This window comes from Nonomuraea sp. GTA35 (assembly GCF_041950525.1).
Taxonomy (GTDB): domain Bacteria; phylum Actinomycetota; class Actinomycetes; order Streptosporangiales; family Streptosporangiaceae; genus Nonomuraea.
Map to the genome: position 1 here is coordinate 1,389,963 of NZ_JBGNUV010000002.1, position 19,680 is coordinate 1,409,642.

The following is a 19,680-nucleotide window of genomic DNA, read 5'->3' on the forward strand; positions in this document are numbered from 1 at the left end:
TTAGGTCAGCGCCGTCTCTTAGGTCAGCGCCGTCTCTGCGGTCAGCGCCGTCGCCAGGGTGGTGACGGCGGCGACGGCGCGGTCGCGGCCGTACTCGCCCTGCAGCACCTCCGCCAGCTCCGCCTGCATGGACGCCAGCAGCGTGTGCGCCAGGGCGTCGGCGTCGCCGCCCCTGGCCTCGGCCAGCAGGATCGTCACGTGCCGGTGCCAGAACCAGTAGGCGCCGATGCGGTAACGCGCGCCCGGGCTGGCCGTCTCCGACATGCGCACCAGGTCGAGGTGGGCGAAGAGGAAGTCGAGGTACGCCCGCACGAACGCGACCAGCCGCTCGCGGGCGGGCGCGCCCGGCCCGAGCGGCGGCGGGCCCGACAGGATGCGCTGCTGCAGGTCGCGCTCGCGGGCGTCGAGCAGCGCCACCGCCAGCCCCGACTTGTCACCGAAGCGCCGGAACAGCGTGCCCTTGCCCACCCCGGCCTCGGCCGCCACGGCGTCCATCGAGACCGCGTCCACGCCCTTCTCCGCGAACAGCCGCGCCGCCGCGGCCAGCACCTTCTCCCGGTTGCGTGCCGCGTCCGCCCGCTCCTGGACGGGCCGGCTCATCAGCAGCTCCAGCGACGTTTCCCGCACCATCCGGACTTTAGTCCAACTCGCCGCGCCGGAACGCGCCAAAGGACGTGGAAGGAACGGCATCCACGGGCGACCCTCTGCCGAATGCTCAGCACGACCTCACAGGGGGAATCCAGATGGACCACGCCGTCGTCATCGGGGCGAGCATCGCGGGCCTGCTGTCCGCCGCCGCCCTGCACCGCAGGTTCGCCCAGGTCACGGTGGTCGACCGCGACACGTTGCCGGCCGTCGACGCCCACCGCAGGGGCGCCGGCCAGAGCCGCCACGCGCACGCCCTGCTCGCCAGGGGCGGCGAGGTCCTGGACGAGCTGCTGCCCGGCCTCACGGCCGAGCTCGTCGCGCAGGGCGCGCTCAGGGGGGACGTGCAGGACCGGGCCCGTCACGTCCACGCGGGCCGGCGGCTGGCCCGCGGTTCCAGCGGGCTCACCGGGCTGCTGGTCAGCCGGCCGCTGCTCGAAGGCCAGGTGCGGCGCAGGGTCGGCGCCCTGCCCGGCGTGCGGGTGCTGGCCGAGCGGACCGTCACCGGCCTGCTGGCCAGGCAGGGCCGGGTCACGGGGGTGCGGCTCGCCGAGGGCGAGCTGATCCCGGCCGACCTGGTCGTGGACGCCGCGGGCCGCGGCTCCCGCACCCCGTTCTGGCTCGCCGACCTGGGCTGCAGGCCGCCGCGGGAGGAGCGGGTGACGATCGACCTGCGGTACAGCTCGCGCGAGTTCCGCCGCCGCGACGACCACCTCGCCGGAGACCTGATCGCCGTCGTCGGCCCCACGCCCGAGACGCCGCGGGCCGGGGTGGCGCTGGCGCTGGAGGACGAGCGCTGGGTCGTCACCCTGGCCGGGTACGGCGCGGGCCCGCCGCGCGGCCATGCGGACTTCGCCGCCTTCGCCGCCACCCTCGCCGCTCCCGACCTGCACCACCTGGTCACGACCGCGGAGCCGCTCGGGGAGCCGCGCACCTACCACACGCCCGCCGCGGTCAGGCGCCGCTACGAGCGGCTGGCCTCCTTCCCCGACGGCCTGCTGGTCACCGGGGACGCCGTCTGCTCGTTCAACCCCCTCCACGGCCAGGGCATGACGGTCGCCGCTCTGGAGGCCAGGGCGCTGCTCGACCCCGACCTGAGCCCGGCGGCGTACTTCCGGCGGATCGCCGCCGTCGTGGACCTCCCCTGGCAGATCACGGTCGGCGCCGACCTGCGGATCGCCACCACGGGCGGCCGGCCGACGCCGAAGACGCGGTTGATCGGCGCCTACCTCGACCGCTTCCACGCCGCCGCCGCGCACGATCCCGAGCTGACGCGGCGCTTCCTGCGGGTGATGAACCTCTACGACCCGCCGCAGTCGCTGCTGAGCCCTCCGGCGCTGCTCAGAGTGCTGCGCAGCGGCGCACCGCGAGCAGTGCCAGTGCCCGCGTGACCTCGCGCAGCTCCCTCAGCTCGACCTGCTCCCTCGGGGCGTGCGCGAACCGCACGTCCCCCGGGCCGTAGTGCAGCGTCGGGATGCCGCCCGCCGTGTAGAGCCGCAGGTCGCTCCCGTACGGCGCCGCCGTCTGCGCGGGCCGGGCGCCGGTCGTGTCCTCGACGGCCCGGTTCACCTGGTCGAGCAGCTCGTGGCCCGCCGGCAGCCGGCCGCTGGCGAACTGCCCGCCCGGCCAGGTCACCACCGGCGGGTTGGCCCGCAGCCACGGGTCCGCGACCTCCGCCAGCGCCTGCTCGAACGCCGTCCGCGCCTCGGCCGGGTCCTCGTCCAGCCGCACCCCGAGCCGCCCCTCGGCGATCAGCAGGTCGGGCACGGTGCTGGCCCAGTCGCCGGCCCGCACGGTGCCGACCTCGATCGGGTACGGCATCGCGTTGCCGGCGAACAGCTGGGGCACGTCCCTGTTGCGCTCGGCCTCCAGCCGCCTGATCGCCTGGAACACCGGCCAGAACGCCTCGATCGCGTTGACCCCCTCGTACCGGGTGGCGCCGTGCGCGGCCCGCCCGGCGATCTCCAGCCGGAACGTCAGCGCGCCCGCGTTGGCCGTGATGACCGCGCCGCTGGTGGGCTCGGTGATGACCGCGGCCTCGGCCGTGTGCCCCCTGTCCAGGGTGGCGAACGCGCCGAGCCCGCCGTCCTCCTCGCTGATCACGCAGTGCACGGCCAGCGGCCTGGCCAGCTCGATCCCGGCCTGCTTGATCGCGCGGGCCACGGCGAGGTTCGCGACGAGGCCGGCCTTCATGTCGCAGGCACCCCGTCCGTGCAGCACGTCGCCGGTGATCCGGGCGGCGAACGGGTCGCTGCCCGCCCACTTGGCCAGGTCGCCGGTCGGCACGACGTCCACGTGCCCCTGCAGGGCCAACGCGGGCGGGCCCTCGCCGCCCGGGGTGACGGCCACCACGCCGTACCCCTCCGACCTCGGGGCCTCGGTACCGGGGAAGCCGGGGCTGGCGGTCAGGCCGGCCAGGTCGAGCTTCCAGACGTCCACGTCCATGCCTGCCTCGGTGAGCAGGCGGGCCATACGGTGCTGCAGGTCGGACTCGGCGTCGGTGCCGGTCACGCTGGGGACCCTGACGGTCTCGGCCAGCAGGTTCACGGTCTCCGCCTCGTCGATGGCGTTCAGGACCCGGGCTTCTGCGTCGTGCATGGGCACACCTTCTCATGAACCCGGATCGGGACTTGTGGCGATACAGGGCGTGCGTACATGGACGAGTTGGATCGTGGTGGTGCCCTTCGCCCTGTGGGCGGCGGTGCGGTTGAGCGGGTTCGAGCCGGACTGGCCGTGGGTGCCGGCGGTGGCGTACACGCCGTACGCGGTGTGCGCGGCCGTGATCGGCCTGGTGCTGGCCTGCGTGCTGCGCCGCTGGGCGGCGGGCACGGTCGCCCTCGTGTCGGTGCTGGCGCTGGTGCCCGCGGTGCTGCCGCGCGCGCTCACGGACGGCAACCCCGACGCCGACGGGCCGGTGCTGCGGGTGCTCGCGGCCAACCTGATGGTCGGCCAGGCGGACACGGCGGAGCTGATGGCCCTGGTCGAGCGGCTGAAGCCGGACGTGCTGGCGCTGCAGGAGTTCACCCCTGACTCCATGCGGCGGCTGGAGGAGGCGGGGCTGCGCCGCGCGCTGCGGCACGCGGTGACCAAGCCGCTGACGGGGGTGGGCGGGTCCGCCGTGTACGCCCGGCATCCGGTCGAGGACGGCGGGTTCATCAAGAAGGGTTCGTTCGGGCAGGCCAGGGCGTGGCTGACGCTGCCCGGCGAGGAGCGGGTCGAGGTCGTCTCCGTGCATCCGTGCGCGCCCAAGCGGATCGGTCGGCAGCCGTGCTGGCAGGCCGGGCTGGAGGCGCTGCCCCGGGGCGGCGGGGACGCGCTGCGGGTGCTGGCGGGCGACTTCAACGCCACGCTCGACCACCTGCCGGTGCGTGACCTGCTGGCCTCCGGCTACCGGGACGCCGCCGACGTGATGGGGCTGGGGTTCGTGGCGACCTGGCCGCAGTTCGGGTCGTGGCTGCAGTCGCCCGGGGTGACCATCGACCATGTGCTGGCCGACTCCCGGATGGCGGTGCGCAGCTTCCGGGTGCTGAAGCTCGACGGCACCGACCACCGGCCGGTGTTCGCCGAGCTGAGGCTGCCGTAGCCGGCGACTTCACGGCCGCGGCGGCTTCACGGCGATGGCGGGGTTCACGGCCGTGGCGGGGTCGCGGCGGCGCGGATCTCGGTGAAGCGGACGGGGAAGCCCTTGCCCCCGGGTGCGGCGGCCATGGCGCCGGCCAGGGCGGCCTGGCCGGGAGGGAAGTAGGCCAGGCGGAGCATGGTCTGCGGCGCGGCGCCGTCCAGGCCGTAGCGCACGGTGACCGCGTCGCCCGCCCGCTCCAGGTCGAACGTCACCGTGCTCGCCACCCGCTCCAGCGGCAGCACCGACCAGTCCGAGAACTGCCTGGTCACGACCGTGCTGAGGTGGAAGCCGCCGTCGACGTACTCGACGCCTGCCTTGATCCAGTTGTGCTCGTCGATCCGCAGCACGGCGCCGGCCTGGTCGTACTGCTCGGCGTACTCGCCGGAGAAGGTGACCGTGAGCCGCAGGTCACCGGGGAGGGTGCGGCCGAACAGGTGGGCGTTGTCGTTGACGTAGCCGTAGTGGGTGGTGCGCCACAGGTCCGTGCCCGGGTCGCAGAAGAGGCTCAGGCCGTCGTCCACGGTCCACTGCCTGGGGGCGTTCTGCCACTGCCAGCCGGTCTCACCGAAGGCCATGATCATGGCGATATCCTGCCATGATCACCCCGGTCACGGTAGGTGGCGGTCTGAGCGTCCTGGGGAACCACGCGTCCGCCTGCTCGTAAACTTGAGCCTGTGGAAGAGCCCAAGTTCGAGATTCAGATGCTGCACGACCGAGTCATGATCAGGTTGGAGCAGGAGGCCGAGGAGCGGCGCAGCGGCTCCGGGATCGTCATCCCCGCGACGGTCAAGATGGCCAACCGCCTGGCGTGGGGCGAGGTCTGCGGCGTCGGCACGAACGTGCGCTCGGTCAAGGTGGGCGACAAGGTGCTGTTCAACCCGGAGGACCAGTTCGAGGTGGAGGTGCACGCCAAGGTCTACCTGGTGATGCGCGAGCGCGACCTGCACGCCGTGGCCACCGAGGAGACCGATCACGGCACGGGCCTGTACCTATGACCCCGGCGTCCGGGTGAAGGAGACCCACAGGTCGGCGGCCCACGTGCGGGCGGGCAGGCCGGCGAGCACGCGCGTGACCCTGCCGCCGAGGTCGAGCACCGCCAGGCGGTAGGCGCCGCGGTGCGCCATGACGGCGACGAGGTGGCTCTCGTCCCACCAGCCGAACACCGCCTCCGGCCGCGCGGCCACCCGGCGGGCGATCCTGCCGGTGGCCGGGTCGACCAGGCACACATGCTCACGGAAGCGTGACGGGCACCAGGTGACCAGCCGCTGGCCCGAGGGCGAGAACGAGTCCTCGGGCCCCGTCGGCAGCCCGGCGCCCGCGTACGTGCGCACCACCGCCCCGTCGGAGACCCGGTGGACGCGCAGGCCGCCGCCGTGCCGGGAGACGAGGTTGCCGTCGGGGCTCCACCAGAAGCCGGCCTCCGCGCTCAGGCCGGAGATCCGCACGGTGCGGGCGGTCTTGGAGACCACGTCCACGACGGTGAAGCCGAGCACCCGCCACCTGCCGCTCACCTTGCGCTCGACCGTGAGCGCGACGCGCCTGGCGTCGCGCGACCAGGAGACGTAGGAGGCGGTCATCGGCTTCTTGACGGTGCGGATGCTGGAGGCCCGCCCGGTGGTGCGGTCGGTGACGACGAGGTGGTCGTAGCCGGACCGGTACGCGGCGGGCACGCCGGCCGTCCAGCGGTTGCCGGGCGAGACGGACACTTCGGACAACGACTTCTCCCAGGTGAAGGCGTTGCCGGTGGCCGATCTGACGTAGGTGCGCCTGGTGCCGAGCCCGTAGGCGGCCAGGCGTACCGGATCGCCCGCCTTTTCGCGATATCTCACGCCACTGGTGCCGGGCAGCGGCAGGTCCGCCCGCGCGGGCACGGCAGTGGCGGGGAGCGTCATGGACAGCGCGATGACGAGGTGAGCGATCACGCCCGCAGAATAGACAGCGGATCCGGGGATTCCCGGTGGCGATAACCACCGGGTCTGGATGCGGCCGGGGCTAGATGAAGCGCTGGGCGATCTCGATGACGTCGATCCCCAGCGTGAGCAGGCCGAAGTAGACGATCACCGCGGCGGCTGCCACCGTGACGATGAGCACGATGATGCGCACCGTCCAGCCCTGCCGCTTGTACCACTCCGTCCAGGCGTGCAGCGTCTGCTTGCCGAACTCCAGCGCCTTGTGCGCCCAGTGGAACTCCGTGGCCAGCACCGCCAGGCCCGCGAACACCACGAGCCAGCCCGGCCCGGGGAACGGCACCATGATCAGCCCGCCCACGACCATGACGGTGCCGATCACGCCGACCACGATCTTCAGGGTCAGCGCGCCCGCGCGGGTGGAGCGCACGCCGTCCAGCCAGCCCCGGAAACCCGAGCGGCGCTCGGGCATGCTGGAATGATCGGCGGCCTCATTCTTGATCACGTCGGCTTCGCCCGTGTCGGAGTTCGGAATCGGCACAAGTCCCCCCGGCAGTCAGTGTGCCACCCAGGATACGGCCCGCCCCTCCATGACCACTTGCAGACGACTAGCAAACCACCAAACCCCATAATCGGTAAAATTTCCTGCCTAGTCAGCCTTTGCCCAGCAAACATCGGTTAATGTCTGTTATGCCCGAGGTTCTACTCCGTACCGTCACCGGCCCTGTACGCGTGGCCGCCATCGACGGCACCGTCCTCCCCCACGAGCACCTGCGTACCGACATGCGCTGGGCGGTCGGCATCGACTCCGACCCGCACCGCTGGCTCGACGAGGAGACGACGGTCACCGCGGAGCTGCGCGAGCTGCGCCAGTCCGAACAGCTCGGGCTCGTGGTCGAGCTGACCTGCATGGGCATGGGCCGCGACGCCGCCGCCCTGGCCCGCGTCGCCGCGGGCAGCCGGGTGCCGGTGATCGCCTCGACCGGCCTGTTCGCCGAGCCGTTCACGAACGTCGGCGACGAGGACGTGGACACGCTCACCGCCCGCCTGATGGAGGAGATCGTCAGCGGCGTGGACGGGACGGGCGTGTTCCCCGGCGTCATCGGCGAGGTCGGCTGCTGGGGCGCGGAGCCCACGGCTCGCGAGGAGCGCTGCCTGGTCGCCGCCGCCCGCGCCTCGCTGCGCTCGCGCCTGCCGGTGGCCACGCACGGCAGGAGCGCCCTGACGCTGCTGGAGATCCTGCTCGGCGAGAACCTGCCCGGCTCGCGGATCGCCGTCGGGTACGCGGGCACCGACCTGGGCGCCGCCAGGAAGATCGCCGAGTCGGGCGCGTACGTCAGCCTGGGCGCGCTGGGCCTGGGTGCCGAGCAGGCGGCCAGGATCGCGCTCGCCCTCATCGAGGACGGCCACGCCGAGCGCCTGCTGCTCAGCACGGGGCTGAGCCGGGTGGCGCAGGTGCGCCGGTACGACGGGCCCGGTTACGCCCACCTGTTCCGCGCGCTGCTGCCGCGGCTGCGCGAGGCGGGCACGGGCGAGGACGTCATCCGCCTCATCACCCACGACAACCCGCTGCGCTGGCTGACCGAGGGCCTGGCCGCCTGACCCTGTCTTGACCTCAACCAACGTCAAGGTTGCAGACTGGGCGGCATGATCTTCACATCAGCGGAACTGGACTACCTCTCCGGCCAGCGGCTCGGCCGCCTGGCCACCGTCGCGCCCGACGGGCAGGTGCAGAACAACCCCGTCGGATTCTTCGTGCAGGACGGCACGATCGTCATCGGCGGGCAGGCCCTGGGCGCGTCCAAGAAGTTCAGGAACATCCAGCGGGGCAGCACCGTCTCCTTCGTCGTGGACGACCTGGCCTCGGTCGATCCGTGGGTCGCCCGGGGGATCGAGATCCGCGGCACGGCGGTGGCGCTGACGGACGCCGAGCCGCCCGTGCCGTTCTTCTCCCGGGAGGTCATCCGCCTCGCACCCAGCAAGATCATCTCATGGGGCCTGGACGGCACTCGGTCGAGCCGCACGGTGTGAAAGCTCGCTAGGATCGGGGCTACACGAGCCTGAGCGGGTGGGGGATGGCGACCGACGACACGCGGAGGACCGGGCGTCTGCGCAGGCCGCTCACCGCGCTGTCGCGCCTGAGCCGGCTGGGTGACGTGCCGGTCGTCGTCATGCTGGCGTGGGCCGGGTGGCTGGCCGTCCCGTGGTCGTTCAGCGGCCTCGCCCAGGCCCGCGCGGCGGCCGCCGCGGCCGCCGCCGACGCCGAGACACCCCGGCTCCAGACACCCGCCGCCGACCAGTCGCAGGGTGCTCCGCCTGCCGTCGCAAGCCAGTCCGCCACGGCGGCGTGGGGCATCCCCGCGGCCCGCACCGCACCCGTCGCGACGGTGCGGCCCTGGCCGGCGAGCCCCGTCGCACCCGCCGTCGGCGACGCCGCCCCTGACCTGGACGGCGCGGGCGGCCTGGCCGGGGACACGGACGCGGCATTCTCCGGCGCGGGCGGCCTGGCGGTCGACACGGACGCGGCTTTCCCGGGGGCGGGCGCCCTGGGCGGCATCGGGCGCGGCGGCGCGCCGCAGGTCGCGTCCGGCCTGGACGGCGTGGGCGCTGAGGCGGTGCTGGCGCGGGAGCGGGCCAGGATCGCCGGGGAGGTGCACGACGCGGCCGGTCACGGGCTGGCCGCGATCGCCATGCAGGCCGGGCTCGCGCTCGTCACCCTCGACGACGATCCCGAGCAGGCGCGGGCCTCGCTGCGCGCGATCAAGGAGACCAGCACGACGGCGCTCGCCCACCTGCGGGCCGCGCTCGACGGGATCGACCCGCCGACCGGCGATCTGGCCGCGCTCATCGACGGCGTCCGGGCGGCGGGCCTGCCCGTGGACGTCGAGCCTCCGGTCCTCGCCGTGCCCGCCCACCTCCACGGCCCTGTCTACCGGGTGGTGCGGGAGTCGCTCACCAACGTGCTGCGGCACGCCGGGCCCACCAGAGCGCTGGTGCGCACGTCCGGAGACCCGCACGAGTTCGTGGTGGAGGTCGCCGACCGCGGCATCGGGCCGGCGGGCGCGGGTGAGGGGCGTGGGCTGGCCGGGATGCGCGCCTGGGTGACCGAGGCGGGCGGCCACCTCACGGCCGGGCCACGCGAGGGCGGCGGTTTCCGCGTGGAGGCACGGTTCCCGCAGGTCTCGGCGTGACCGGCGCGGACGGCACGACCAGCGCAGACGGCATGGCCAGCGCGGAACGTACGACCGGCACGACCGGCACGACCAGCGCGGAAGGCGGTGCCGGGCCTGAGGGCGTGATCAGGGTCGCCGTCGCCGACGACCAGGCCGTCGTGCGGATGGGGCTGCGGGCGCTGCTGGAGCGGGAGCCCGGCATGGAGTGCGTCGGCGAGGCCGGCGACGGGCAGGCGGCCCTGGCCCTGATCCGCCGTACCCGCCCCGACGTCCTGCTCCTCGACATCCGCATGCCCGGCATGGACGGCCTGGCCACCCTGCGCGCCATCGCCGGCGACCCGGACCTGCGCGGCACCCGCATCGTCGTGGTGACGACGTTCGCCGTGGACGAGTACGTCTTCGCCGCGCTCCAGGCCGGCGCCAGCGGCTTCCTGCTCAAGGACAGCGCCCCCGACGAGCTGGTCAACGCCGTGCGCGTGGTGGCCGCCGGCGAGGCGCTGCTCTCGCCCGCCATCACCAGGAAGGTCATCGGCCTGTTCGGCAGGCACGGTGACGCCCGCCCGGTCGAGGGCATCGAGACGCTCACGCCCCGGGAGCGGGAGCTGGTGGCGTGGGTGGCCACCGGCCGGTCGAACGAGGAGATCGCCAGGGAGCTGACGATCAGCCCCGACACCGTGCGCACCCACGTCAGCCGCGCCATGGTCAAGCTGCACGCCAGGGACCGGGCGCAGCTCGTGGTGTTCGCCATGCGCGCCGGCCTCGCGCTGCCCGCCTGAGACCACTACTTCAGGAACCCTTCGTAGTTGCGCTGCTGGAGCTGGGCCTCGATCTGCTTCACGGTGTCCAGCCCCACACCGACCATGATCAGGATGCTGGCCCCGCCGAACGGGAAGTTCTGCTGCGTCCCCGGATCCCGCAGGATCGCGAACGCCACCAGCGGCAGCAGCGCCAGCACCGCCAGGTACAGCGCCCCCGGCGCGGTCAGCCGGCTGAGCACGTACGCCAGGTACTGCGCCGTCGGCCGCCCGGGCCGGATCCCCGGCACGAAGCCTCCGTACTTGCGGATGCCGTCCGCCACCTCCTCGGGGTTGAAGGTGATCGACACGTAGAAGTACGCGAATCCGGCGATGAGCAGCACGTACACCGCCATGTAGAGCGGATGCGTCCCGGAGGTGAGGTTGAGCTCCACCCACGCCCGAGCCTCCGGCCCCAGCAGGGGCGCGGCCAGCGACGGCAGGTACAGCAGGGACGAGGTGAAGATGACCGGCACGATGCCCGCCTGGTTCACCTTCAGGGGGATGTAGGTGTTCCGCCCGCCGTACATGCGCTTGCCGATGAGCTGCTTGGCGTACGACACCGGCACCCGCCGCTGCGCCTGCTCCACGAACACCACGGCGGCCACCAGGAACAGCCCCGACACAATCATCACCACGAAGCTCACGGGGCTGAGCACGAAGATCCTCGACAGGTACGCCGGGAACACGGCCACGACCTGGGTGAAGATCAGCAGGGACATGCCGTTCCCGACCCCGCGCTCGGTGACCAGCTCGCCCATCCACATGACCGCGCAGGCCCCCGCCACCATGGTCAGCACGATCACCGTCACGGTGAGCAGCCCGTCGTCGCGCAGCAGCGGCCGGGGGCAGCCGGGCAGGAGCTGCCCGGTGCGGGCCAGGGCGACGACCGTGCCGGCGTTCAGCACGGCGAGCCCGACGGTGACGTAACGGGTGTACTGGGTGATCTTGGCCTGGCCGTTCTGGCCCTCCTTCCTGAGCGCGTCCAGCCTGGGGATCACCACGGCGAGCAGTTGCATGACGATGCTGGCCGTGATGTACGGCATCACGCCCAGCGCGAACACGGAGAGCTGCAACATGGCGCCCCCGCTGAGCATCTGCACCATGTCGAACACGCCGCCGCTGGCGGACCCGAGGCACTGGCGCACCACTACGATGTCCACGCCCGGCGCGGGCATGAGCTGCCCGAGCCGGAACAGCACGATGATCCCGAGCGTGAACAGCACCTTGCCCCGCAGGTCCGGCGCCCGGAAGACTCTCGTCAAGACGGTCAGCATGGGCAACGAGTCTGCTCGCCGCGAGGGTCGCGGTCGTCCGCCGAGGCGAGGCACCCGCGTACGCAGATCCGCGTATACGGTGATCTGCGTGAGCACGCTCTGGGTGATCAGCGGGCCGCCCGGCGCGGGCAAGTCCACGGTGGCGGCCGAACTGCTCGCCCGCCTGTCCCCCGTGCCCGCGCTGCTCGACAAGGACACCGTGTACGGCGACTTCGCGGCGGAGGTGCTGCGTGCCCACGGCCGCCCCGACGGCGAGCGCGAGGGCCCCTGGTACGACGAGCACATCAAACGGCACGAGTACCGGGGGCTGACCAGGATCGCCAGGCAGGTTCGCGGGCACGGCTGCCCCGTCCTGCTCGACGGGCCGTTCACCACGCAGGTGCACGACGCGGCCAGGTGGGCGGAGTGGGTGGCGGAGCTGGGCGGGCCGCCGGTGCGGCTGCTGTGGGTGCGCTCCGACGGGCCGACCCTGCGCGAGCGGCTGACGGCCAGGGGGCTCGGCAGGGACGCGGGCAAGCTGGCGGCGTTCGGCGACTACCTGCGCGACATCCGGGTGGACGAGCCGCCGGCCGTACCGCATCTGGAGATCGACAACCGGCGGGGCGCGCCGGCGATCGGGGCGCAGCTCACGGCGGCGGGCATCCCGCCGCGAACGCCCGTCAGGTCACCAGATAGTCGTCGTCGCGGACATCCATGATCGCCATGTGCCCCGGCAGGTGGCCGATCGCGAAGTCGACGCCGCTGGCCAGCACCGCCGCCTGCGGCGTCACCCCGCACGCCCAGAACAGCGGCACCTCCCCGGCCCGCACCTCCACCGGATCGCCGTAGTCGGGCCGGGCGAGGTCGCCGATCCCGATCGCGGCCGGGTCGCCGACGTGCACGGGCGCGCCGTGCACCATCGGGTACCGGCCGCTGACCGCGATGGCGGTGCGCACCAGCTCGCCGGGGACCGGCCGCATCGACACCACCAGCGGCCCCGACAGGCTGCCGGTCGACTGGCAGGGCACGCTCGTGACGTACATCGGCACGTTCGTCCCGCTCTCCAGGTGCCGCACCGGCACGCCGGCGGCCAGCAGCGCCCGCTCGAAGGTGAAGCTGCAGCCGATCAGGAACGGCACCAGGTCATCGCGCCACTCGCGCACCACCTCGTCGAGGTCGGCGACCGCCTCGCCGTCGCGGTAGAGCCGGTAGCCGGGCAGGTCCGTACGCAGGTCGCCGGCGAACAGCTCGGTGGACCACGCTCCGGGCTCCCCGACGTCGAGCACCGGGCACGCCTGGGGGTTGCGGTGGGCGAACAGCAGCAGCTCGTACCGCAGCCGCTTGGGCACGGCGATGAGGTTGGCCTGCGTCCAGCCCTGGCACCAGCCGGCGGTGGGGATCCGCGCACCGGTGCGGAAGCGCTCCCGCGCCTGCGCGGGGCTCAGGTCGGCGACATCCACGTCTCGACTGTAGGAGCGCCGCATACGAAGGTCCACCAGGGGTAGCCGGATCGCCGTGCGTCTCGATGTGAACCCCCTCGACTATGCGCTCATCGCGATCTACTTCGTCACCGTGCTCGCCATCGGTTTCGCCGCACGCCGCCGGATCACCTCCAGCCTCGACTTCTTCCTGGCCGGGCGCGGGCTGCCGGCCTGGATCACGGGGCTGGCGTTCGTCTCGGCGAACCTCGGCGCGATCGAGATCCTCGGCATGGCGGCCCAGGGCGTCCAGTACGGCGCCATGACGCTGCACTACTACTGGATCGGCGCCGTCCCCGCGATGGTGTTCCTCGGCCTGGTGATGATGCCGTTCTACTACCGGTCGAAGGTGCGCAGCGTGCCGGAGTTCCTGCGCAGGCGCTTCAACCCCGCCACGCAGCTGCTGAACGCGATCACGTTCGCGGTGGCGCAGGTGCTCATCGCCGGGGTCAACCTCTTCGCGCTGGCCCTGGTCATCGAGGCGCTGCTGGGCTGGCCGCTGGTCGTGTCGGTGGTGGTGTCGGCGGTGATCGTGCTGGCCTACATCACGCTCGGCGGGCTCTCCTCGGCGATCTACAACGAGGTGCTGCAGTTCTTCGTGATCCTCGCCGGGCTGATCCCGCTCACCGTGCTCGGGCTGATCAAGGTGGGCGGGATCTCGGGGCTGTTCGAGAAGGTCCGGCAGAGCCCGCTCGGCGAGGGGGGCCTGCACACCTGGGCCGGCACCGCCGGCGACAACCCGATGCAGGCGCACTGGATCGGGATCGTGTTCGGGCTGGGGTTCGTGCTGTCGTTCGGGTACTGGACCACGAACTTCGCCGAGGTGCAGCGGGCCCTGTCGGCCAGGAACACGAACGCGGCCAGGCTGACGCCGATCGTGGCCGCGTACCCGAAGATCTTCATCCCCTTGGTGACCGTGCTGCCGGGGCTGATCGCGCTCGTGCTGTTCAGCGGGTGGGGTCAGGGTCAGGACTACAACAACGCGATCCCGCTGCTGATGCGCGACCTGCTGCCGAACGGCGTGCTGGGGATCGCGGTGACCGGGCTGCTGGCCTCGTTCATGGCGGGGATGGCGGCCAACATCAGCGGGTTCAACACGGTCTTCACCAACGACATCTGGCAGGCCCACCTGCGGCCGGGGCGCGAGGACCGGCACTACCTGCTGGTGGGGCGGGTGGCGACCGTGGCAGGGGTGGCGCTGGGGGTCGGCACGGCGTTCATCGCGGCCGGTTACTCCAACATCATGAACTACCTGCAGACGCTCTTCTCCTTCTTCAACGCGCCGCTGTTCGCGACGTTCATCCTCGGGCTGTTCTGGCGGCGGATGACGCCGTGGGCCGGGTTCTGGGGGTTGCTCGCGGGGACGGTGGCGGCCTTCGCGTCGTACATCTCGTACAAGGCGGGGCTGGTGGACTTCGGCACCGAGCTGAACGCCAGCTTCTGGGGCGCGGGGCTGGCGTTCGTCGTGGACATCGCGGTGTCCGTGGTGGTCACGCTGGTCACCACGGAGAAGCCGGAGGAGGAACTGCGCGGGCTCGTGTACGGGCTCAGCGACGTGAACCTGGAGGACGACGCGCTGGCCGGGGACGCGCGGTGGTACCGCTCGCCCGTCCTGCTCGGCACGGGCGCGCTCGTCCTGGCGGTCCTGGCCTACGGGGTGATCCTGTGAGTGACATCAGAATGGTGATCGGCGGGCTGTTCCTGCTGTACGGCGTGATCCTCATCGTCGCCGGGGTGGTCGGCGACGCGATCAACCTGTGGACGGGGCTGGCCATGGCCGTGTTCGGGGGCGCGTTCGTGGTGTGGGCGCGGATCAAACGGGTCTGACCGGCTCGTTGGCCCGCTCGTCGTAGGACTGCCTGGCGGCGATCACCTCGTCGGCGTGCTCGCCCGCCCACTCGCCGATGGCCTGCAGCACGCCGATCGCGCTGCGTCCCAGCTCGGTGAGCTCGTAGTCGACCCTGGGCGGGATCGTCGGGTAGACGGTGCGGGTGACCAGGCCGTCGCGCTCCAGGCTGCGCAGCGTCTGCGACAACATCTTCTGGGTGAGGCCGTCGAGGATCCTGCGCAGCTCGTTGAACCGCCGGGGGCCGTCGAGCAGGGCGCCCATGACCAGGCCCGTCCACTTGTTGGTGAAGATGCCTAGCACGGTGTTGGGCTTGCACGCCCGCAGGAACGCCTCGGCGCCGCCGTACCGGCGAAGATCGGGAAAGGTAGTATCCATCAGGTACCTGGATATCAACAAGGTGCCTTCTTCACAAGGGGTACCTGACCTGAACAGCATGTCTTCTGTGACAGAGAACATGCGCGCGATCGTTTATCGCTCTTATGGCGAGCCCGAGGTGCTGGAGCTCGCCGACGTCGCCCGGCCCGAGCCGCAGGCGCACGAGGTGCTCGTACGGGTCAGGGCCGCCGGCGTCAACCCGCCCGACTGGAAGCTGCGGCGCGTGCCGTACCCGCCGGACTACACCGAGCCGCCGCTGACCCCCGGCTGGGACGTGTCGGGCGTCGTCGAGGAGGTCGGCGAGTACGTCGGCCGGTTCAAGCCCGGCGACGAGGTGTTCGGCATGCTGAACTTCCCGCTCTACGCCGGGGCGTACGCGGAGTACGTGGTGGCCAGGCCGCGGCAGTTCGCGCTCAAGCCCGCCGGGATCTCGCACGTGCAGGCGGCGGCGCTGCCCATGCCGGCGCTGACGGTGTGGCAGGCGTTCACGGACATCGCCGGGGTCTCGCCGGGGCAGCGGGTGCTCGTCCACGCCGCCGCGGGCGGGGTCGGGCACCTGGCGGTGCAGCTCGCCAAGGTGCGCGGGGCGTACGTGATCGGCACGGCGCGCGGCTCCAAGCACTCCTTCGTGCGGGAGATGGGGGCCGACGAGGTGATCGACTACACCAGCACGGACTTCGCCTCGGCCGTGTCCGGGGTCGATCTCGTGGTGGACATCGTGGGCGGGGACTATCCGGCCAGGTCGCTCCCCCTGATCCGGCCGGGTGGCGCGCTCATCGCGGTCGCCGGGATGACGCCCGCGGACGTCGAGGCGTACACGAGGGCGGGGGTGCGGCACGGGCTGTTGATCGTGGAGCCCGACCACGCGGGGCTGGCCTCGGTGGCCGAGCTGGCGGCGCAGGGCTCGCTGAACGTGCACGTGGACCGGGTCTTCCCGCTGTCCGAGGCCGCCAAGGCGCACGCGCTGATGGAGAGCGGCGACTTCGTCGGCAAGCTCGTGCTGGAGATTTGACATCCGGCCTCGCGTCAACCTACGTTGACCCTGAGATGGTCAATCAAGGTTGACGCGAGGGAGATGTGTGGACGTGGACGCGTTGTCCGTCGCGGTGGCGGCGAACCTGCCGGTCCTGCTGTGGGGTTCGCCCGGGACCGGGAAGACCTCGGCCGTGCTGGCGCTCGGCGAGCGGCTGGGGCTGCCGGTGGAGGTCGTGGTCGGCTCGATCAGGGAACCGAGCGACTTCGCCGGGCTGCCGGTGCTGCGTGACGGGGAGACCTGGTTCGCGCCGCCGCGGTGGGCTTCCCGGCTCGCGGCGGCGGGCAGGGGGATCCTGTTCCTCGACGAGCTCACCACGGCGCCGCCCGCCGTACAGGCCGCGATGTTGCGGGTGGTGCTGGAGCGGGCGGTCGGGGACCTGGCGCTGCCCCCGTCGGTGCGGATCGTGGCCGCCGCGAACCCGCCCGAGCAGGCCGCCGACGGGTGGGACCTGTCGGCGCCGCTCGCCAACCGGCTCGTCCACCTGAACTGGACGGTGAGCGCCGAGTCCGTGGCGGAGGGGTTCATCGGCGGCTTCTCCGCGCCGGCGGGCGTTCCCGTGGAGGCCGGGACCGCGCCGGCGGGGCGGGCCCGGGCGCTGGTGGGGGCGTTCCTGCGGGTACGGCCCGAGCTGGTGCTGGCGGTGCCCGGCGGGCCGGCACGGGCGTGGCCGAGCCCGCGGACGTGGGAGCTGGCGGCCATGGCCCTGGCCTGCACCGGTGACGGCGCCGGCCCCCGGGCGGAGGCTCCGCGGCCCGGCATGGAGCAGGTGCGGGCCGAGCTGGTGACCGGGGCCGTCGGGGAGGCCGCCGGCTTCGAGCTGCTGTCCTGGCTGCGGGACCTGGACCTGCCCGATCCCGCGGCCCTGCTCGCCGACCCCACCGCCCCGCTGCCCGACCGGGTGGACCGGGTGCACGCCGTGCTCGGCTCGGTGGTGGCGCACGTGGCCGCCGACGGGAGCGCGGACGCGTGGCAGCGGGCGTGGCCGGTGATCGGCCGGGTGGCCCGGCGCACCCCCGACGTGGCGGCCACCGCGGCCCGTTCCCTCGCCGCCCGCCGCCCCCACGGCGCCGTCCTGCCTCGGACGGTGCTGGAGCTGGCCCCGATCCTGCGATCCGCGGGGCTGATGCCGTGAACGAGCACGATCCGGCCGGGCTGGAGCGCTTCGCCGGTGCCCGGTTGTGGGCCGCCACGCGGGCGCCGTACCTCGCCTCCGCCCTCTTCGCCCTCACGCCGCTCCCCCACGGGACCGCCCCACCGCGCCCCGCCGCCGACGAGCACTGGAACCTGCACCTCAACCCGGCCGCCACTGCCGCCATCCCCGTGCCCGAGCTCGGCTGGTGGCTGCTCCACCACGTGACGCACCTCCTCAGGGACCACCACACCCGCGCCCGGCCCTACCAGGACGACGCCCTGCGCTGGGCCCGCGCCGCCGACGCCGAGGTCAACGACGACCTGCCCGGCGCCCCCGGCAGCGCGATCTCCCCCGAGACGCTCGGCCTCCCCGACGGCCTGCTCGCCGAGCGCTACGCCGAGCTGCTCGACCTCATCGACCCCCTGCCGCACCTGACCCCCTGCGCCGAGCCCCCGTTCACCGGCCCGGAGGCGATGACGGCGCTGGAACGCGAGCTCCTGGCCAGGGCGGTGGCCGCCGAGATCGACGCCAGGGGCACGGCCCCGGGCGGCTGGCGGCGCTGGGCCGAGGCGACGCTGCGCCCCGAGGCGGACTGGCGCGCCGTGCTCGCCCGGCTGGTCCGCAGGGGCCTGGCCCAGGCGGCGGGCCGGGTGGACTACAGCTACCGCCGCCCGTCCAGGCGTGCCGCCGCCGCGCCGTCGATCGTGCTGCCCGCCCTGGTACGCCCGCTCCCCCGCGTCGCCGTCCTGGTCGACACCTCGGGCAGCGTCACCCGTACGGCGCTCGAACAGGCCCTCGCCGAGCTGGACGGGGTGCTGCGCGCCACCGGGCACCGGTGGCTCGACGTGATCTGCTGCGACACCGAGGCGCACCCGCCCCAGCGGGTACGGGCGGCGGCCCAGGTGGAGCTGGCGGGCGGCGGCGGCACGGACCTGCGGCCCGGCTTCGAGGCGGCCTCGCCACGGGCCGACGTGCTCGTCGTGCTCACCGACGGTGACACCCCGTGGCCGGAGCGGCGCCCCCGCCCGTACGTCGTGACCTGCCTGTTCGGGGACCGCCACGCGGCCCCGGCCTGGGCGAGCACGGTCCGCGTACCGCACGGCGGGAGCGCCGGATGACGGAGTGGGCCGGCTTCACGCAAGGCGAGGTGCGCAGGTGGAGAGGGGCCGGATTCGGCGCCGAGGAGGCGGCGGCGTGGCGGGAGGCGGGCGTGACCGTCCCCGCCGACGCCCGCCTCTGGAGCACCGCCGCCGCCACCCCGCGTACGGTCGTCACCTGGCAGCGGGCCGGCATGACGCCCCGGGACGCGGTGCGCTGGCACGAGCTGGGCGTCGCCGCGCACGACGCCGCCCGGCGGCACCTGGCGGGCGAGCGCCCGCGCCGGGTCCCCTGGCTCGCCCGGCTGGGGACGCCCCGGCCCGCCACGCCCGGCCCCGAGGTCGTGGAGACGCTGCGGCGGCTGTTGCGCGCCGGCGTGCCCGCCGACGTGGCCCGCGCGTACGCCGACGCGGGCTGGGACGGCGCCGCGGCCGAGGAGTGGGCGCGGCGGCGGGTGGACCAGGGGGACGCGCGGCTGTTCAGCGCACTCGGCTTCACGGCGGCCGAGGCGGCCAGGACCGGGCTCCCCGCGGTGGAGGTCATGGCCTCCTGGTGGGGCGCCGTACCGCTGGAGGAGGTGGCGGCCTGGTGCGCGGCCGGGCTGACGCCGGAGGAGGCGGCCCGGCAGCGCGCGTCGGGCGTCACGGCGGAGCAGGCAGCCGTCCTGCGCGCGCTCTCATCATGAGGGCGTGGGTGCGGCGTCCAGTACTCGACCTCACCATGAGCGCATGGGTGCGGCGTTCAGTACTCGACCTCGAACGGGTGCGGCGTTCAGTACTCGACCTCGAACGTGTGCGGCCCGAGCCCGTACCCGTCGCCGGACGGCACCACGTACCCCTGCTCGACCAGCTTCGCCAGGCTCTCGCGCACCTCCTCCTCCGCCAGTCCCGACGCCCGCACGATCCCGCCGAGCCGGGCACCGCCACCGGCCCACTCGACGGTCTGGGAGGCGACGGCCTCGTACACGTGGATGTCCCGGTCCGACAGGGCCTGGACATCGTGACCTTCCGTCATGACCGCTGCCTCGCTCCCTCCCTCAGCCGCAGCGGGTCGACCTCGCGGTCGGGGTTGCGGCGGAGGTACTCGGCCTCCAGCTCGTTCGTGCGGGAGGTGTGGTGGTCAAGGGCGTCGTCGGACCCGTGGAAAAAAGTATCGCTCCGGGTCAGGTGCAGCTGCCGCAGCTCGCGTACCAGATCATCATCGCTGAGCTGGGCCGGATCTATTCCCATCGTCGTCATGCGCTCCCCCTACCCCAGGAACCCTCGAACAATATCTGTCACAATTCCTGACATAGAGGCATTGTTTGTAAGAGATC

General features: G+C 73.0%; 24 protein-coding genes. 14 read left to right on the forward strand and 10 right to left on the reverse strand.

The features are described from left to right. Positions 1-18 precede the first annotated feature (18 nt). A complete protein-coding gene (locus ACBJ32_RS13085; RefSeq protein ID WP_375126908.1) occupies positions 19-630 on the reverse strand; it encodes a TetR/AcrR family transcriptional regulator in 612 nt (203 codons plus the stop codon). A gap of 113 nt (positions 631-743) precedes the next feature. Here ACBJ32_RS13085 and ACBJ32_RS13090 point away from each other — a divergent pair, with 113 nt between their 5' ends. Further along, the gene (locus tag ACBJ32_RS13090; protein WP_375126909.1) at positions 744-2,036 is read left to right on the forward strand and encodes an FAD-dependent oxidoreductase; all 1,293 of its coding nucleotides are present in this window, start codon (positions 744-746) and stop codon (positions 2,034-2,036) included. On the opposite strand, the gene ACBJ32_RS13095 is transcribed toward ACBJ32_RS13090, so the two are convergent. Continuing rightward, on the reverse strand, positions 1,987-3,243 hold the full coding sequence (locus ACBJ32_RS13095; RefSeq protein ID WP_375126910.1) for an ArgE/DapE family deacylase: 1,257 nt from the start codon (positions 3,241-3,243) through the stop codon (positions 1,987-1,989). The two genes, ACBJ32_RS13090 and ACBJ32_RS13095, sit on opposite strands and share 50 nt — an antisense overlap. A gap of 49 nt (positions 3,244-3,292) precedes the next feature. On the opposite strand from ACBJ32_RS13095, the gene ACBJ32_RS13100 reads away from it, so the two are divergent. Further along, complete coding sequence (locus tag ACBJ32_RS13100; RefSeq protein ID WP_375126911.1) at positions 3,293-4,228, forward strand: endonuclease/exonuclease/phosphatase family protein; 936 nt, start codon at positions 3,293-3,295, stop codon at positions 4,226-4,228. Positions 4,229-4,272: 44 nt separating this feature from the next. Here ACBJ32_RS13100 and ACBJ32_RS13105 read toward each other — a convergent pair whose 3' ends face one another. Then, the gene (locus ACBJ32_RS13105; protein WP_375126912.1) at positions 4,273-4,848 is read right to left on the reverse strand and encodes a DUF1349 domain-containing protein; all 576 of its coding nucleotides are present in this window, start codon (positions 4,846-4,848) and stop codon (positions 4,273-4,275) included. 93 nt (positions 4,849-4,941) lie between these two features. Here ACBJ32_RS13105 and ACBJ32_RS13110 point away from each other — a divergent pair, with 93 nt between their 5' ends. Continuing rightward, positions 4,942-5,262, forward strand: a complete 321-nt coding sequence (locus ACBJ32_RS13110; protein WP_185107225.1) for a co-chaperone GroES — start codon at positions 4,942-4,944, stop codon at positions 5,260-5,262. Here the strand turns inward: ACBJ32_RS13110 and ACBJ32_RS13115 are convergent. Continuing rightward, complete coding sequence (locus ACBJ32_RS13115; protein ID WP_375126913.1) at positions 5,257-6,189, reverse strand: hypothetical protein; 933 nt, start codon at positions 6,187-6,189, stop codon at positions 5,257-5,259. The genes ACBJ32_RS13110 and ACBJ32_RS13115 overlap by 6 nt on opposite strands. A 70-nt stretch (positions 6,190-6,259) precedes the next feature. Beyond that, the gene (locus ACBJ32_RS13120; RefSeq protein ID WP_375126914.1) at positions 6,260-6,679 is read right to left on the reverse strand and encodes a TIGR02611 family protein; all 420 of its coding nucleotides are present in this window, start codon (positions 6,677-6,679) and stop codon (positions 6,260-6,262) included. A gap of 185 nt (positions 6,680-6,864) precedes the next feature. On the opposite strand from ACBJ32_RS13120, the gene ACBJ32_RS13125 reads away from it, so the two are divergent. From ACBJ32_RS13125 to ACBJ32_RS13140, 4 genes are all read left to right on the forward strand, one after another. Then, a complete protein-coding gene (locus tag ACBJ32_RS13125; RefSeq protein WP_375126915.1) occupies positions 6,865-7,776 on the forward strand; it encodes an aryldialkylphosphatase in 912 nt (303 codons plus the stop codon). Positions 7,777-7,821: 45 nt separating this feature from the next. Next, entirely contained in the window at positions 7,822-8,205 is a 384-nt protein-coding gene (locus ACBJ32_RS13130; RefSeq protein ID WP_375126916.1) for a PPOX class F420-dependent oxidoreductase, read from the forward strand. 44 nt (positions 8,206-8,249) lie between these two features. Continuing rightward, positions 8,250-9,365: a sensor histidine kinase gene (locus tag ACBJ32_RS13135; protein ID WP_375126917.1), complete on the forward strand. Its 1,116-nt coding sequence runs from the start codon at positions 8,250-8,252 to the stop codon at positions 9,363-9,365. A 104-nt stretch (positions 9,366-9,469) separates the two neighbouring features. Continuing rightward, positions 9,470-10,123, forward strand: coding sequence for a response regulator transcription factor (locus ACBJ32_RS13140; RefSeq protein ID WP_357867033.1), 654 nt, complete (start codon positions 9,470-9,472; stop codon positions 10,121-10,123). A gap of 5 nt (positions 10,124-10,128) precedes the next feature. Here the strand turns inward: ACBJ32_RS13140 and secY are convergent, their stop codons facing one another. Further along, positions 10,129-11,418 (reverse strand): preprotein translocase subunit SecY, encoded by a 1,290-nt coding sequence (gene secY, locus ACBJ32_RS13145; RefSeq protein WP_375126918.1) that lies wholly within the window; start codon positions 11,416-11,418, stop codon positions 10,129-10,131. A gap of 88 nt (positions 11,419-11,506) precedes the next feature. Here secY and ACBJ32_RS13150 point away from each other — a divergent pair, with 88 nt between their 5' ends. Beyond that, a complete protein-coding gene (locus tag ACBJ32_RS13150) occupies positions 11,507-12,115 on the forward strand; it encodes an AAA family ATPase (protein WP_375126919.1) in 609 nt (202 codons plus the stop codon). On the opposite strand, the gene ACBJ32_RS13155 is transcribed toward ACBJ32_RS13150, so the two are convergent. After that, positions 12,078-12,857: a putative hydro-lyase gene (locus ACBJ32_RS13155; RefSeq protein WP_357865476.1), complete on the reverse strand. Its 780-nt coding sequence runs from the start codon at positions 12,855-12,857 to the stop codon at positions 12,078-12,080. The genes ACBJ32_RS13150 and ACBJ32_RS13155 overlap by 38 nt on opposite strands. A gap of 55 nt (positions 12,858-12,912) precedes the next feature. Between ACBJ32_RS13155 and ACBJ32_RS13160 the strand changes: the two genes are divergently transcribed. Together ACBJ32_RS13160 and ACBJ32_RS13165 are read left to right on the forward strand one after the other, a co-directional pair. Next, positions 12,913-14,544 carry a sodium:solute symporter family protein gene (locus ACBJ32_RS13160; protein ID WP_357865474.1) on the forward strand — a complete coding sequence of 544 codons (1,632 nt, stop codon included), beginning with the start codon at positions 12,913-12,915 and terminating at the stop codon, positions 14,542-14,544. Then, positions 14,541-14,702 (forward strand): hypothetical protein, encoded by a 162-nt coding sequence (locus ACBJ32_RS13165; protein ID WP_375126920.1) that lies wholly within the window; start codon positions 14,541-14,543, stop codon positions 14,700-14,702. Before ACBJ32_RS13160 ends, ACBJ32_RS13165 begins: the two co-directional genes overlap by 4 nt. Here the strand turns inward: ACBJ32_RS13165 and ACBJ32_RS13170 are convergent. Then, a complete protein-coding gene (locus tag ACBJ32_RS13170) occupies positions 14,689-15,099 on the reverse strand; it encodes a winged helix-turn-helix transcriptional regulator (protein ID WP_375126921.1) in 411 nt (136 codons plus the stop codon). The two genes, ACBJ32_RS13165 and ACBJ32_RS13170, sit on opposite strands and share 14 nt — an antisense overlap. A 58-nt stretch (positions 15,100-15,157) precedes the next feature. On the opposite strand from ACBJ32_RS13170, the gene ACBJ32_RS13175 reads away from it, so the two are divergent. The 4 genes from ACBJ32_RS13175 (at position 15,158) to ACBJ32_RS13190 (ending at position 19,050) form a co-directional block, all read left to right on the forward strand. Further along, positions 15,158-16,111, forward strand: coding sequence for an NADP-dependent oxidoreductase (locus ACBJ32_RS13175; RefSeq protein ID WP_375126922.1), 954 nt, complete (start codon positions 15,158-15,160; stop codon positions 16,109-16,111). A 73-nt stretch (positions 16,112-16,184) separates the two neighbouring features. Then, positions 16,185-17,267 (forward strand): AAA family ATPase, encoded by a 1,083-nt coding sequence (locus ACBJ32_RS13180; protein WP_375126923.1) that lies wholly within the window; start codon positions 16,185-16,187, stop codon positions 17,265-17,267. After that, positions 17,264-18,385 (forward strand): VWA-like domain-containing protein, encoded by a 1,122-nt coding sequence (locus ACBJ32_RS13185; RefSeq protein ID WP_375126924.1) that lies wholly within the window; start codon positions 17,264-17,266, stop codon positions 18,383-18,385. Before ACBJ32_RS13180 ends, ACBJ32_RS13185 begins: the two co-directional genes overlap by 4 nt. After that, positions 18,382-19,050, forward strand: coding sequence for a hypothetical protein (locus ACBJ32_RS13190; RefSeq protein WP_375126925.1), 669 nt, complete (start codon positions 18,382-18,384; stop codon positions 19,048-19,050). Before ACBJ32_RS13185 ends, ACBJ32_RS13190 begins: the two co-directional genes overlap by 4 nt. Before the next feature lie 86 nt (positions 19,051-19,136). Here ACBJ32_RS13190 and ACBJ32_RS13195 read toward each other — a convergent pair whose 3' ends face one another. Together ACBJ32_RS13195 and ACBJ32_RS13200 are read right to left on the reverse strand one after the other, a co-directional pair. Beyond that, the gene (locus tag ACBJ32_RS13195; protein ID WP_375126926.1) at positions 19,137-19,379 is read right to left on the reverse strand and encodes a hypothetical protein; all 243 of its coding nucleotides are present in this window, start codon (positions 19,377-19,379) and stop codon (positions 19,137-19,139) included. Continuing rightward, on the reverse strand, positions 19,376-19,603 hold the full coding sequence (locus tag ACBJ32_RS13200) for a DUF6158 family protein (protein ID WP_357865450.1): 228 nt from the start codon (positions 19,601-19,603) through the stop codon (positions 19,376-19,378). The genes ACBJ32_RS13195 and ACBJ32_RS13200 overlap by 4 nt, the downstream gene beginning before the upstream one ends. Between the last annotated feature and the right edge of the window lie 77 nt (positions 19,604-19,680).